Source organism: Enterococcus sp. DIV0008, from assembly GCF_050542615.1.
GTDB lineage: Bacteria > Bacillota > Bacilli > Lactobacillales > Enterococcaceae > Enterococcus_D > Enterococcus_D innesii.
In genome coordinates this window covers 3,350,001-3,365,018 of the sequence record NZ_CP172937.1, presented here as the reverse complement: position 1 = coordinate 3,365,018, position 15,018 = coordinate 3,350,001, and the positions used below count along the sequence as shown (strand labels likewise).

Annotated in this window: 11 protein-coding genes, 1 rRNA gene and 1 other annotated feature (1 of these 13 cut by a window edge); of the genes, 6 read left to right on the top strand and 6 right to left on the bottom strand. The window is 44.7% G+C overall.

Annotated elements, in window-relative coordinates:
• The first annotated feature begins 7 nt into the window (after positions 1–7).
• The 4 genes from IGI84_RS15845 to guaB all read left to right on the top strand — a co-directional run bounded on the left by IGI84_RS15845 (position 8) and on the right by guaB (position 3,756).
• Complete coding sequence (locus tag IGI84_RS15845; RefSeq protein ID WP_005226253.1) at positions 8–196, top strand: DUF951 domain-containing protein; 189 nt, start codon at positions 8–10, stop codon at positions 194–196.
• A gap of 8 nt (positions 197–204) precedes the next feature.
• Positions 205–1,305: a redox-regulated ATPase YchF gene (gene ychF, locus IGI84_RS15840; protein WP_005226252.1), complete on the top strand. Its 1,101-nt coding sequence runs from the start codon at positions 205–207 to the stop codon at positions 1,303–1,305.
• 71 nt (positions 1,306–1,376) lie between these two features.
• Positions 1,377–2,069: a DUF1129 domain-containing protein gene (locus IGI84_RS15835; protein WP_005226251.1), complete on the top strand. Its 693-nt coding sequence runs from the start codon at positions 1,377–1,379 to the stop codon at positions 2,067–2,069.
• Positions 2,070–2,271: 202 nt separating this feature from the next.
• Positions 2,272–3,756 (top strand): IMP dehydrogenase, encoded by a 1,485-nt coding sequence (guaB, locus tag IGI84_RS15830; RefSeq protein WP_074535545.1) that lies wholly within the window; start codon positions 2,272–2,274, stop codon positions 3,754–3,756.
• Between the two features lie 158 nt (positions 3,757–3,914).
• On the opposite strand, the gene IGI84_RS15825 is transcribed toward guaB, so the two are convergent.
• Both IGI84_RS15825 and IGI84_RS15820 read right to left on the bottom strand, forming a co-directional pair.
• On the bottom strand, positions 3,915–6,620 hold the full coding sequence (locus IGI84_RS15825) for an FtsX-like permease family protein (protein WP_430600558.1): 2,706 nt from the start codon (positions 6,618–6,620) through the stop codon (positions 3,915–3,917).
• 9 nt (positions 6,621–6,629) lie between these two features.
• The gene (locus tag IGI84_RS15820; protein ID WP_010748457.1) at positions 6,630–7,331 is read right to left on the bottom strand and encodes an ABC transporter ATP-binding protein; all 702 of its coding nucleotides are present in this window, start codon (positions 7,329–7,331) and stop codon (positions 6,630–6,632) included.
• 85 nt (positions 7,332–7,416) lie between these two features.
• Between IGI84_RS15820 and IGI84_RS15815 the strand changes: the two genes are divergently transcribed.
• Positions 7,417–8,043 (top strand): TetR/AcrR family transcriptional regulator, encoded by a 627-nt coding sequence (locus IGI84_RS15815; RefSeq protein WP_194195063.1) that lies wholly within the window; start codon positions 7,417–7,419, stop codon positions 8,041–8,043.
• A 77-nt stretch (positions 8,044–8,120) separates the two neighbouring features.
• Here the strand turns inward: IGI84_RS15815 and IGI84_RS15810 are convergent, their stop codons facing one another.
• From IGI84_RS15810 to IGI84_RS15795, 4 genes are all read right to left on the bottom strand, one after another.
• Positions 8,121–9,641 (bottom strand): polysaccharide deacetylase family protein, encoded by a 1,521-nt coding sequence (locus tag IGI84_RS15810; protein ID WP_368256759.1) that lies wholly within the window; start codon positions 9,639–9,641, stop codon positions 8,121–8,123.
• Between the two features lie 288 nt (positions 9,642–9,929).
• Positions 9,930–11,207, bottom strand: coding sequence for a serine--tRNA ligase (gene serS / locus IGI84_RS15805; RefSeq protein ID WP_077453275.1), 1,278 nt, complete (start codon positions 11,205–11,207; stop codon positions 9,930–9,932).
• A 57-nt stretch (positions 11,208–11,264) separates the two neighbouring features.
• Positions 11,265–11,462 (bottom strand) — a binding site (T-box leader).
• Positions 11,463–11,497: 35 nt separating this feature from the next.
• Positions 11,498–12,706 (bottom strand): sensor histidine kinase, encoded by a 1,209-nt coding sequence (locus tag IGI84_RS15800; RefSeq protein WP_005226244.1) that lies wholly within the window; start codon positions 12,704–12,706, stop codon positions 11,498–11,500.
• On the bottom strand, positions 12,696–13,385 hold the full coding sequence (locus IGI84_RS15795; RefSeq protein ID WP_008376963.1) for a response regulator transcription factor: 690 nt from the start codon (positions 13,383–13,385) through the stop codon (positions 12,696–12,698). The genes IGI84_RS15800 and IGI84_RS15795 overlap by 11 nt, the downstream gene beginning before the upstream one ends.
• A gap of 714 nt (positions 13,386–14,099) precedes the next feature.
• Between IGI84_RS15795 and IGI84_RS15790 the strand changes: the two genes are divergently transcribed.
• A 16S ribosomal RNA gene (locus IGI84_RS15790) occupies positions 14,100–15,018 on the top strand (it continues 641 nt past the right edge of the window).

Below are 15,018 nucleotides of genomic sequence, written 5' to 3'. Positions count from 1 at the left end.
GATAAAGATGTATGATCTTGGGGATATTGTCGAAATGAAAAAACCGCATGCCTGCAAAGCCAATCGTTGGGAAATCATCCGCATGGGGGCAGACATCAAAATAAAGTGTACGAATTGCGGCCACATCGTCATGATGACGCGCCGAGAATTTGATAAAAAGATGAAGAAAATCCTAGAAAAAAAAGAGAAAGAGTGAAGTGAAGCATGGCGTTAACTGCCGGAATCGTTGGATTGCCAAATGTGGGCAAATCTACTTTATTTAATGCAATAACCAAAGCAGGAGCAGAAGCCGCAAACTACCCGTTTGCGACGATCGATCCGAATGTAGGAATGGTGGAAGTGCCAGATTGGCGCTTACAGCGTTTAACAGAATTAGTCCGTCCGAAAAAGACGGTCCCAACCACCTTTGAATTTACGGATATTGCCGGAATCGTCCGCGGTGCCAGCAAAGGGGAAGGATTAGGAAACCAATTTTTGAGCCATATCCGCCAAGTGGATGCGATCTGTCATGTCGTTCGTTGTTTCGACGATGACAACATCACCCACGTAGAAGGCCGCGTGGACCCATTAGCTGATATCGACACCATCAATTTGGAGTTGGTTTTAGCGGATTTAGAATCCGTCAACAAGCGCTATACTCGGGTCGCAAAAATTGCCAAAACCAAAGACAAAGATGCAGTTGCGGAACTGGCCGTTCTTGATAAGATCAAACCGGTCTTAGAAGAAGGGATCTCTGCTCGTTCGATCGAATTTACAGATGAAGAACAGCGCATCGTCAAAAGTTTGTTTTTACTAACGACCAAACCAGTCTTATACGTTGCCAACGTAGCAGAAGAAGACGTGGCAGACTATGAAACCAATGACTATGTCAACAAAGTGAAAGAATTTGCAGCAAGCGAAAATGCGGAAGTGATCGTCATCAGTGCTCGTGCTGAAGAAGAGATCGCTGAGCTGGAAGAAGAAGACAAAGCAGAGTTTTTAGAAGCATTAGGAATTGAAGAATCAGGGTTGGATCAATTGATTCGTGCCGCCTATGATTTGCTGGGTCTAGCAACGTACTTTACCGCTGGTGAACAAGAAGTGCGTGCGTGGACGTTCCGTAAAGGCATCAAAGCACCGCAAGCAGCGGGGATCATCCATACGGACTTTGAGCGCGGCTTTATTCGTGCGGAAACTGTTTCCTTTGAGGATCTGAACCAATACGGCACGATGCAAGCGGCCAAAGAAGCCGGTCGGGTACGTTTGGAAGGAAAAGATTATGTCGTGCAAGATGGCGACGTGATGTTGTTCCGTTTTAACGTATAAAGGGCTTTCTTCCCAGTGAATTTGTGGTAAAATGTCCATTGTGAAGAAAACGCAGAAGGGAGAATCAATTCATGGAACCAGAAACTCTGCGAAATTATGTTTCCGAAAATCGTGAATTAGAACAACAATTAACAAAACGAAACCAACAATATATATTTGATTTAAAAAAATCGCTAGAGGCAGCCAACCTTTCTGAAGAAGAAAAAACGATTGCCTTGCATGAGATGCTGCCGGTCTTAGTCAAAGAACAAAAAGGCGGCAAAACGGCCCGCCAATTATTTGGTACAGTGTCTGAACGTACCGAAGCCATCATCAACAAACCCGTTGAGCAAAAAGAATCCGGCCCCTTCTTGATGTGGTTGGATAACACCTTGCTGATTTTAGGGATTTTTGGGTTGATGTTAGGGGTTATGGGAATCTTTACTAGAGGACAAGCACAACCTTATGGCTTATTGACCCTCTTCTTGATGGCGATGCTTGCTGGTTGGGTCTTCTACTTGATGTACAAATACATGTATCAATATGAACGCCCAGGTGCCGATAAGAGCAAACGGCCGAAGATGTGGAAGATCATTTTGATTTTAGTCGCAGCCTTCATGCTATGGATCGTTGTGATCTCGCTTTCTGCGATGATCCAACCACCATTGAATCCACAAGTGGATCCTGTGATTGAAGCCTTGATCGGGGCAGTGGCATTAGCAGCGAAGTACTACTTGAAACGCAAATACAATATCATCAGCAGTCTGTCTGTTCCTAGAGGCTGATGGCTACACGTTGATCGTGCGCCTTCTTTTGTTAAAAAAGACCGCACGATCAGCGTGTTTTTTTAGAAAAAATGGCGAATTATGAGATTTGACCAAAGGTTTGAAGAGGATTATTAAGAAAGCTTTCCGAATGGTTGACTTATGAAAAAATCTTTGCTATTTTTTTTAAAATACCTAAAAACTTTAAGGAGTGGTTACAAAAATGTCCAACTGGGAAACCAAATTTGTAAAAAAAGGGTTAACGTTTGATGATGTCTTATTGATTCCGGCAGAAAGTCACGTCTTGCCAAATGACGTGGATATGAAAGTGCAGCTTGCCCCGAATATTACACTAAATATTCCAATCATAAGTGCCAGTATGGATACCGTAACTGATAGTAAAATGGCGATCTCAATGGCGCGTCAAGGCGGACTTGGCGTGATTCACAAAAACATGAGTATCGCAGCACAAGCAGATGAAGTGCGCAAAGTAAAACGTTCTGAAAGCGGCGTGATCATCGATCCGTTTTTCTTAACACCAACCCACTTAGTTGCTGATGCAGAACATTTGATGAGCAAGTACCGCATCAGTGGGGTACCGATCGTAGAAACGATGGAAAACCGCAAATTAGTCGGTATCATCACGAACCGCGACATGCGTTTTGTCACGGATTATACGATGCCGATCAATGATGTGATGACCAAAGACCAATTGATCACAGCACCTGTCGGTACTTCGTTGAAAGACGCGGAAAAAATCTTACAACAACACAAGATCGAAAAATTACCGATCGTTGATGAAGCAGGAATCTTAAGCGGGTTGATCACTATCAAAGATATTGAAAAAGTGATCGAATTCCCGAATGCAGCCAAAGACACGCATGGACGCCTATTAGTGGCAGCAGCAGTCGGCGTTACCAGCGATACCTTTGAACGTGCACAAGCATTATTGGATGCAGGCGTGGATGCGATCGTCATTGATACTGCCCACGGACACAGTGCCGGTGTTTTACGCAAAATCTCTGAAATTCGTGCCCATTTCCCAGAAGCGACATTGATTGCTGGAAATGTTGCCACTGCCGAAGGCACGAAAGCATTGTATGATGCTGGTGTCGATGTCGTAAAAGTCGGGATCGGTCCAGGATCGATCTGTACTACTCGGGTGGTAGCCGGTGTCGGAGTTCCTCAATTGACCGCGATCTATGATGCAGCCTCTGTGGCACGTCAATACGGAAAAGCAATCATTGCTGATGGTGGGATCAAGTACTCTGGCGATATCGTCAAAGCTTTAGCAGCTGGCGGTCATGCCGTAATGCTAGGCAGCATGTTGGCAGGAACCGATGAATCACCAGGTGAATTCGAAATCTATCAAGGCCGTCGCTTCAAAACGTACCGCGGAATGGGTTCATTGGGGGCAATGGAAAAAGGCTCCAGCGACCGTTACTTCCAAGGGGGCGTAAACGAAGCCAACAAATTGGTTCCAGAAGGCATTGAAGGGCGTGTCGCTTATAAAGGCAGCGTTTCTGATATCATCTTCCAAATGATCGGCGGGTTGAAATCAGGGATGGGTTATGTCGGTGCTGGCAATCTACAGCAATTACGTGATGAAGCACAATTTATCCAAATGAGCGGCAACGGACTAAAAGAATCACATCCCCACGATGTTCAAATCACGAAAGAAGCACCGAACTACTCTGTAAAATCATAAAATGTTTCACGTGAAAACAAACGATCCCCTCTGTTCAAAAGCGGACAGAGGGGATTATTTGTTCAAAAAAGGACGTCACTCTCAGCTATCTAGGCAAGAGTGGCGTCCTTTTCTTTAAAATCGCTGCTGGATGATCAGCAAATCACTTTAGCAGCAGCTTATTCGTTTGATTTCAAAGCATCGATCATGTTGACATGAGTCAGCTTCACATGGGTGACGAACATCACGATGATCGTAAAGAGAATCGTCATGCCACCGGCTAAAGCATAAGCCGGCCAATTGATCACTAATGGAAAGACCATGTTTTCCATCGAAGCTTGGATCAAAATAAAGTCAGTCAAGAAGTAACCTACCACGTAGCCTGCGAGAATCCCAAATAACGTAAAGACGATATTTTCCCGTACGATGTACATGGTGACTTCCTTATTGTAAAACCCTAATACTTTAATGGTAGAAAGCTCGCGAATCCGCTCGGAAACATTGATGTTGGTCAAGTTATACAAGACGACAAAGGCTAATGCCCCTGATAGTACAACTAAGATCAAGACAATGGAGTTCAAATTGCCCATCGAATCATCCTGCATTTTGATCTGAGTGGAAAGGAACGTCGTGTTTTTGACTTTGTCGGTATCTAACAAGGCTGTTGATAAAGCTTCCTCTTGCTTTTTCGTTATCGTCTTGCTTTTGACTAAGAACGCATTCGGTTCAAAGGTACTATTGGTGATTTCTTCGTAAACGGTTGGTGACAGATAAAGAGAATTGCCTAAATAATTTTCTGCGATGCCACTAATAGGTACTTCAAAGGCTTCTTGATCGCTGGTATAGAAGGTCAATGTATCGCCAACCTGCAGATCATACAATTCTGCGTACTTCATAGTCAGTACGGCGCCCTCTGTTAATGACAGCTTCTGTCCTGCCGTCGTTTTCAAATGGACATAGTCTGCAAAAGCATCCTGATCTGCCGGAACCATCAAGGTCAAACTTTGTTTTCCTTGGTTAGCCGGTCGAATCTCGATCGTTTCATTGTAGACTAGCATCGAATGGGTCACAAGAGGCTCGTCTGTTAAAACCGTTTCAGCGGCAGCAACGGTTTCTTCCTTCGCATCATTTAAGGTCACGACGGCTTGATAATCCGTAATGGGCCCAAATTGTTTCGCAGTCACGGCACTTAGGGAATCTTTCAACCCAACGCCTGCCACCATCAGTCCCGTACAACCGGCGATGCCAATGATCGCCATAATCATTCGCGATTTGTAGCGGAAAATGTTACGGAAGCTGACTTTTTGATTGAAGCTTAACCGTGACCATAAGGGGGTAATTGCTTCTAATAAAATCCGTTTCCCGGGCTTTGGTGCGCGAACTTGCAGCAGCTGAGCGGGTTTTTCCCGCAATTCTTTGATCAAAACAAAGAGACAAGCACCGAGCGTCGCCAGTAAAAAGGCGATTGCGGCCAAAATAATTGGCGACCAGACATAATAGACGCGAATCCCGTCTAAAAGATACCGTTCGCTGGATAGGAAATAGATCAAACGCGGCAACAGTTCGGTTCCTAATACGGCCCCACTAATAATGCCAATGGCCGAAGAAAGGAGGGCATAAATCGAATATTTAAGGGAGATCTCGACTTTGCCATAGCCCATCGCTTTTAAGGTACCGATCTCTTTACGGTTTTCTTCTACCATCCGCGTCAGTGTCGTAAAGGTGATCAACGCAGCGATAAAGAAGAAGAAGACTGGGAATACATTGGCAATCGCGGCGATACGATCAGACAGCCCGCCATATTCTTGGAAACCGGGATTGTCTTTGCGCTGGTTGTAAAGATACGTGGGCTCTGCCAAGTCTTCGATCTCTGCCCGTTTTTCTGCCAGTGTTTGTTGGGCATCAGTTAGTTCTTGTTGCTGTTCATCTAATTGGGCTTGCTGCTGTGTCAATTCTGCTTCCCCAGCTGCCAATTGGCCTTCGAGGGCTGCTTGTTGTACGGGCGGCAGCTGTGCTAAGGCGGCTTGCTGTTGTTCTAGTTCCGCTTTGGCCTGATCCAGTTGGGTTTGTCCATCAGTTAACTGTTTTTGTCCATCGCGGACTTCTTTTTCTGCAGGGGCTAATTCATCAAAAGCGTCTTGCTGAATTTCTGCTAAGCGTTCTTTAGGGCGATCCGCAAACAGTTCCTCAATCGTTTCTTGATGGGCTGCCAGCTTGTCGGTGTACGCATCGGAGTATGTTTCAAGCCCGGCGACATCATCAAAGGCGAGATAGAGGATCGATTTGACCTCCATCGTGAACTGTTCTTCCGGTACATAAGCAAAATACGTCACGACACCGCTGCCGACATTTGCATAGCCCCGTTCGGCAGCACTAATATAAATGGGAGAAGTGGCAAACCCAACGATCGTATACTCTTTGTCCGACAGATTATCGGCATCATCGATCGTAAAAGTATCCCCTATTTGCCAGCCATAATTTTTTGCTTCGGTGTCCAGCACGATTTCATCGGCTTTTTCTGGCAGTCGGCCGTCCTTCACCAGTAACTGGTTGAGTTCCTGTGAGGGGTCATAGGAGGTCACTTGCACGACCTCATCTGAGTTGGCAGCGTAATAAAATTGATAGGCGGCTTCTGTGTGAGCACCGCTTTTTTCCGCGGCATCAATGTCTTCCTCTGTCAATCCCAGCGTGGAAGTGACTTGCAGATCTGCTAATTGCTGGCCGTTGACATATTCACTCGCGGAATGATTCAGGATCGGGCCGGTCGCTTTGACACCGACAAAGAGAAACGTTCCTAAAAAAATGATCAAGGTGATTGCGATAAAGCGGCCTTTTGATTGGCGAATCTCTCGCAAACTTGCTTTAAGATAGGTCTTATTTTTCATCAGATCCTCCTACCAAACGATTTCATCGATCGAGATGGGGTGAGGATTCTCTTCAATGGAACGGACAGTGGCATCGTTGATATGGATCACCCGATCGGCGATCGGGGCAATGGCGCTGTTATGGGTAATGATCAATACCGTATTGCCGTTTTTCCGACTGGCGTTTTGCAAAAGCTTCAACACTTGTTTGCCTGTTTCAAAATCCAGCGCACCGGTTGGTTCATCGCATAATAGCAATTTCGGGTTTTTGGCTAACGCCCGAGCGATCGATACCCGCTGCTGTTCCCCACCAGAGAGCTGCGAAGGAAAGTTGTTTTTACGGTTTTCTAACCCGACTTGTGCTAAGACTTCATCAGGATCGAGTGCATTCGGTGAGACTTCTGTTGCCAATTCAATGTTTTCTTTTGCTGTCAAATTCGGGACCAAATTATAAAACTGGAAGACGAACCCGACGTCTTTGCGGCGGTATTCCGTCAGCTGTTTGTCGTTAAACTTCGCGATATCGACATTGTCGATAATGATTTGTCCTTCATCTGGCGAATCCATCCCACCTAAAATATTCAAAACGGTCGATTTTCCTGCACCACTGGGGCCAAGGATCACCACTAATTCGCCTTCTTCAATGGCAAAGGAAAGATCGTTGTTGGCAGTGATGGTGGTTTCGCCCATCTGATAGCGTTTATATTCATTCTTTACTTCAACATAACTCATTAATAAAGCCTCCATTTTTTAAACACGTGTTGATTTAATCACATGGTGTTAGTATACTAAGAAAGAAAAGTAAGAGCAATCCTCAATGCTTGCTTATTTGTCATTAAATAGACAAATATTGATCAAATGTACAGAGAAAAGGGGAGACGATATGGTAGGGACTGTCGGGAATCGTCGAACGATCTACTCGAAAAAAGTGATCCGACGCGCCTTTCAGGAGTTATTGTTGGAAAAAGAGTACCGCAAAATCACGATCAAAGAGATTGCGGAACGAGCCGATATCAACCGAGGAACATTTTATAAATATTATAAGGATACGGCCGCGTTGTTGGAGGAAATCGAAGGGGAGCTTGTTGAGCAGATCGCATCGAACTTGCAGCAGGAAAATTTGTCATTGGATCTTTGGTTGGAAAAGCTGTTGACGATTTTGTATGAGAATCCTAGTACCACCCATTTGATACTGTTGAACAACAGCCATTTGCTGAATCTTTTGTTGTCAGAGATCAAACCGGAGACCTTGAAACGGTTTGCCCAATACTTTCAAGATGCTTCCGAGGAAGAATTGGAGCTGTGCCTGAGCTTTTTTGTCTGCGGATCTATCGGGTTGATCGAACGCTGGCTCAAAGATTTCTCAACGATGCCGCCAAAAGCTGTCGCTGAACTGTTGATCCAAATTTTTGTGACTAATGTATATGAGGATAAGAAGGGCTAAAAAAAGAGGGAACGATCCAATAACCAAAAAGGAACGCAGCAATAGACAATTTGCTGCATTCCTTTTTCTCTTTTCTCTTAATCAACGAGGCGTTCGTCGTTCATCCCAAAGTATTGATGCAGCGGTTTTTGCCGTGCTTCTAATAATTGATCGACAGTCACGAATTCGTAGCCTTCGTTTTTGAGCATTTTAATGACTCCCGGTACGGCTTTCACAGATTTCGGGTGAATATCATGGATCAAGATCATGGCACCATTAAAGACATTTTGTTGCACCAAGGCATTGATCTTCTTCGGATCCTTCAATTTCCAGTCTTGAGAATCGATGTCCCATTGAATGATCGGCATGCCAATGGTTTGTGCGCTTTGTTTGTCGATAGCGCCATAAGGGGGCCGTAAATTTCTAGGTAGTAAACCCGTCGCATTATAAATGGCTTTGTTGGTTTTTGTGACTTCTGCCTGCAAATCTTCCGCTGAAAGAGTATTCAGCTGCGGATGAGAGTAAGAATGACTGGCGATCTCGTGTCCAGCTTCTTGGACTTTTTTAGCAGCTTGCGGATATTGCTCTACCATTTGTCCCAGCATAAAGAAGGTCGCTTTAACGTCATTTTCTTGTAAGATGTTCAACAGATCCATGGTGGAGGTACTGTTGGGTCCATCATCAAAGGTCAATGCCACGTATTTTTTATTGGGGTCTAAACTTGGCAAGGCATTGTTGAGTTGGTCAGCAGCCACGAGATCAGGATCAATGAATGGGGCGATCTCGCTGTAAGGCAGGGTGATTTCCGTCGCTCCCGTCTGATTTTTTGGCAATTCGATGGTCAGCTTCTCTGGATCGTAAGTAAATTTCGAATCGAAGGTGATCCGCTCCATGGCCAAGACGGCGTCGATGATTTTGGCGGGTTCTTTGGCTTGATCCAGCAGTTTCTGCTGAATGACTTGTTGAATACCTAATAAGCTGCCTTCATCAGGAACCAGTTCTTTCAAAGACAATTCGGTTTGCGTCTTCTCTGATACGAAGATCGGTGCATCCGTTAGACTGTCCGCATCTTCAAAACGTCCGGTTTCTCGATTCCACACATAGCTGTCGGCTTTCAATGAATAAGTAGACACCTTTGACGCCGCTGCTTGTGCTTGGATGCGGGCAACGGTGACGACTTCTTTTTCCGTTTGTTTTTTGCGCAATGACTCAGCGGCTTTTGTCAACCGGTCTTTGATATCTTTGATGGGAAACGTATCGAGGTCTTGCGGGCGGTAGATCAGTTCTTTGTTTGCTCCTTTGGAGAGCACTTCAGGCATTGTTTTTAAGCCATTTTGGCTTTGTTCTGCTTGGATTGATGCCAGTAATTTCTCCGCAGCTGCCTCATATTTTGCTTGGGCGGCAACTTCTTGTTGGTGCAACGTGTAAAGGACTGAGCCAGCCGTTGCAATCAAAACGATCAATAATAAGGCGAATAAGGAAAAAATTGCTTTTCGATACGGCTTCTTTTTCGAGGGTGGTCCTTTCGGTCTTTCTTCAGCGGATGCTGTTCGTTTTTGATTATTGTTTGGTTTCTTGTGTAAGTCACTCCGACGGGCATAGGTCTTTCGTTCGGGCATTGGTGAAGCTCCCTTCATTCCATCCTAAATTATGCCCACGTTACCATAAGTCACAGGCACTTTCAACGATCATGCCCGGTTTCTGATAGAGGGTTAAAAAGACAAAGGGATTTTTCTAATTATTCGCTTAAAAATTACAACCTTGTTGCGTTGTTTCTCTTGCAAGAAGCAATCAAAGTGGTTAGGGGGGATGGAAACCACTATAGGCGACGTGAACAAGAAAACCCCTAGGGAACAGTTCACGCGGTGTGACTGTTCCCTAGGGGTTGCTACTGAGGTTACTAAGGCTTAGGCTTTTTCAATTTTTGTCAGTCCGCCCATGTAAGGAACCAGAACTTCCGGTACCGTTACACTGCCGTCTTCGTTTTGATAATTTTCAAGCACTGCAGCCACCGTCCGACCGACAGCCAGACCAGAGCCGTTTAGTGTATGCATGTAGTGAATCTTGCCCTCTTGATCGCGGTAACGGATCATAGCACGGCGTGCTTGGAAGTCTTCACAGTTTGAGCAAGAGCTGATCTCACGATACATCTCTTGGGCAGGGATCCATACTTCTAAATCATAGGTCTTCGCTGCAGAAAAGCCCATATCTCCTGTACACAAGCTAAGCACACGGTAAGGCAAATGGAGTTTTTGCAAAATGTCTTCGGCATTAGCCGTCATTTTTTCTAATTCTTCATAAGAATGTTCTGCATCACTGAATTTCACCATTTCGACTTTATTGAATTGATGCAAGCGAATCAAGCCGCGAGTGTCACGGCCAGCGCTGCCGGCTTCCGAACGAAATGATGGGCTCAAGGCAGTGAAGTAGGCAGGGAGCTGCTCTTGTTCTAAGATCTCCCCTTGATAGTAGTTGGTCAAAGGTACTTCCGCAGTCGGGATCAAAGTCAAATCAGTGTCTGCCAATTGGAAAACATCTTCTTTGAACTTCGGAAATTGCCCAGTACCGAACATTGCTTGGCTGTTGACGATATACGGGGTGATCATCTCTGTATATCCATGCTCATAAACATGCTGATCCAACATGAAGTTGTATAAGGCACGTTCCAAACGAGCACCTAAGCCTTTGTAGTAAACAAAACGGCTACCAGAAACTTTGGCACCCCGCTCAAAGTCGAGGATCCCCAAGTCTTCTGCGATCTCCCAATGGGGTTTTGGTTCAAAGTCAAAGGTTTTTGGTTCTGCCCAGCGGCGGACTTCTACATTGTCGTCTTCATCTTTGCCCACCGGAACAGAATCATTCGGCAAGTTCGGCAATGTCGTGGCGATCTCTTTGATGTCTTCATCGATTTGGGCGATTTCTTCATCCAATTGTTTGATTTGGCTACCGACTTCTTTCATTTGGGCAATTTTATCAGCCGCGTCTTCTTTCGCCCGTTTCAAGGCAGCGATCTCACCAGAAACATCGTTGCGCAATTTCTTGCGTTCTTCCGTTTGGACTAAGAGCTCTCGGCGACGTTCGTCAAGCGTTAAAAAGCGGTCCAATACTTCTTTTTGCACGCCGCGTGTTGCGAGTTTGCTTTGTACTTCAGCAAAATTTTGGCGAATCATTTTTACATCTAACATAGTGATACATCCTCCTTTGATTTTTCCATAGAAAAAAGGCCATTCCGATCCCGTATTGCTTGGGACGAAATGACCATTCGCGGTGCCACCCAAGTTCAGCTTGCGCTGCCCTTGCTGCTCGTATCGTGAGCCAACGATTTTTCTTTCGAAAAATACACGTTAAAGAACTGGATTCTATTTTTTCCAACACTGATTTTCACCAACCATCAGCTCTCTATACAGATGAAAAAAATATACTAGGTTCTGTGCCTTGATTATTTTCTCTAGCATACCCAAAAAATGTTGGGTCGTCAACCATAGGTTTGTGTGTTGGATAAGTTGTTGCGTTTCAACGGGAGATGGATAATAAAGGACGTCCATTCCGGCGTTGACTTGGCATAGATATAGCCGCCATGTAAGGCGACGATGCTTTGAGCGATCGCTAGACCTAAGCCAGTTCCTCCTGTTTCTTGAGAGCGGGATTCTTCCACTCGGTAGAAACGGTCGAATAGGGAATCAAGGGCTTGCTTAGGGATCATTTGCCCATTGTTTTTGACTGTTAAGATCGCTTCGGTCCCGACTTTCTCGACTTCCATGCGGATCTTATCGGCACCTTTGCCGTATTTCAAGGCATTCGAAAGCAAGTTATTGAAGACCCGCACCAGTTTTTCGGTATCGCCATCCATCTCGATATGCTCTGGACGGGTGTACGTTTCAATCTTGATACCTTTTCGGCTAGCTTCTAATTCAAAGTCCGCCGCCAATTGTTCCACTAGCTGAGCCATATCAAATTCCATCACATTGATCGGCACGCTAGGCTGGCGCACTTTTGTGTATTCAAACAAATCATCCACGAGGGATTTCATTTGCTTGGCTTTGACATACGCCGTATGGGTATATTTCAGCAATTCTTCTTCTGAATGGTATTGTCGATCTTCAATTAGACCTAAATAGCCGATAATCGAAGTCAATGGTGTCCGAATGTCATGGCTAACATTGGTAATCAGCTCATCTTTGGATTGCTCGATCCGGCGTTCATCTTCAATCGCCGCCACCGTACTGTCGACTAAGCCATTGATATTAGAAACGATCCGACTTAAATCGCCCCGTAACTCGAAGGGGATGCGATGATCGTAATTGCCTTCCGCAATAAAATGAAGCTCACTGATAATGTGGCGTAGCTGCATTTGATGGTAGCGGCGAATCAAACGCCAATATAAGACGATCACATCTAATAGGAAGAACATCGGTAGAATGAAGTTACGCCCACTGCGGAAGATATCTGTGTTGAAGGCAGCCGTGAACGCATTCTTCGATTCATAGATCGCTTCGACTAAAACCGGTGAGTTTTCTCGTATTGAGGTCAAGATGACCAAAATAGCGACATTTAATAGAAGTAAAAGAACAATCGTTACAATTCCTTCCGCAAATAACTCACTGATTTCCTTTGAGGTCAACGTGATCCGTTTCTTTTTTTCGATTGGTGTGTTGCGCTTTTTTTCAGTTGGTTTACTTCGCATCTATTTTGTAGCCGACCCCCCATACTGTTTGGATGACTTTTTCACCATCCGTGGCTTCTTCGATCTTATCTCGTAAGTGACTGACATGGACCATAACTGTTTTGGCAGAAACGACACTTTCTTGTTTCCAAACTCGTTCAAAAATCTCATCGGCGCTAAAGACACGGTTGGGATGCGATGCCAGTAAGTAGAGGATGCCAAATTCTAATGCAGTCAATTGAATTTCGTTGCCATCGACGGTTTTTACTTCATGGGAATCGCGATTGATAATAAGGGAGCTTACTTCTAGAATCTCTGGTTGATTTGAAGCAGCCTGCATCTTGGTTCTTCTCAATAACGATTTTACCCGGGCCATAACTTCTAATGGATTGAAAGGTTTTGTGACATAATCATCCGCACCGGCGACCAATCCACGAATCTTATCCATATCGGTTGTTTTAGCGGTCAGCATAATAATAGGGATTTGGGATTCTTTTCTCAATTCTTTCACGACTTGCATGCCATCCATTTCCGGCATCATGATATCTAAGATCAATAGTTCGATATCAGAAGTGGTGCGGATCTTGGTCAGTGCTTCTTTTCCATCATATGCTTTGACCGATTCATAACCTTCATTGTGTAAATAAATGCTTAATAGTTCTACGATCTCTTTGTCATCATCTGCTACAAGTATTTTCATACTGGGTCCTCCTAGGAACAATATTCTTTTCTCCATTTTAGCAAATATTCCACAAAATAGATAAAATCATACTTAAATTTATAAGAATGATAGGAATTAAGAAAACACAAAAAGGAAAAAGACGAACGATAGGCAAATAATAACGGAAAAAGTCCTTAAAAAATGCGGAAATCACGGACTAAAAATCACGAATCATCTTTGGAAACGGAGTAACTAGAAACGTTGGTCTATCAATCATTTTATGGTTGACGAATAGCGCAAGTCTTGGTATATTATTACATGTGCCAAATGACTAATTGAATTCCTAAAAAGAATTGAAAAAAGTAGTTGACGCACAGCTCGACAGATGATATTATAACGAAGTCGCAATTTTAAAACAGTTAATCAATGTTGATACATCAACAAAATTAATTGAAAAAAGTTGTTGACAAATAACAAATCATTTGTTATTCTAATAAAGTCGCTGAGACAGCCGCTACGAAGTTGAAAAACAACGAGCGAAAAAAACTTTTAAAAAAGAGTTGACAATCAAATGTCACTCTGATATGATATAAAAGTTGCTAACACAGCACGGTAGACCTTTGAAAACTGAACAAAGCAAGCAAACGAACCAATGTGTAGGACGTTTCAATTTATTGAAACAAATACATGCAAGCAATAGCTAGCAAAGTTAATTTTTATGAGCTTAATGACCGTATGGTCATTCAAACAAATCATTATGAGAGTTTGATCCTGGCTCAGGACGAACGCTGGCGGCGTGCCTAATACATGCAAGTCGAACGCTTTTTCTTTCACCGGAGCTTGCTCCACCGAAAGAAAAAGAGTGGCGAACGGGTGAGTAACACGTGGGTAACCTGCCCATCAGAAGGGGATAACACTTGGAAACAGGTGCTAATACCGTATAACACTATTTTCCGCATGGAAGAAAGTTGAAAGGCGCTTTTGCGTCACTGATGGATGGACCCGCGGTGCATTAGCTAGTTGGTGAGGTAACGGCTCACCAAGGCAACGATGCATAGCCGACCTGAGAGGGTGATCGGCCACACTGGGACTGAGACACGGCCCAGACTCCTACGGGAGGCAGCAGTAGGGAATCTTCGGCAATGGACGAAAGTCTGACCGAGCAACGCCGCGTGAGTGAAGAAGGTTTTCGGATCGTAAAACTCTGTTGTTAGAGAAGAACAAGGATGAGAGTAAAATGTTCATCCCTTGACGGTATCTAACCAGAAAGCCACGGCTAACTACGTGCCAGCAGCCGCGGTAATACGTAGGTGGCAAGCGTTGTCCGGATTTATTGGGCGTAAAGCGAGCGCAGGCGGTTTCTTAAGTCTGATGTGAAAGCCCCCGGCTCAACCGGGGAGGGTCATTGGAAACTGGGAGACTTGAGTGCAGAAGAGGAGAGTGGAATTCCATGTGTAGCGGTGAAATGCGTAGATATATGGAGGAACACCAGTGGCGAAGGCGGCTCTCTGGTCTGTAACTGACGCTGAGGCTCGAAAGCGTGGGGAGCGAACAGGATTAGATACCCTGGTAGTCCACGCCGTAAACGATGAGTGCTAAGTGTTGGAGGGTTTCCGCCCTTCAGTGCTGCAGCAAACGCATTAAGCACTCCGCCTGGGGAGTACGACCGCAA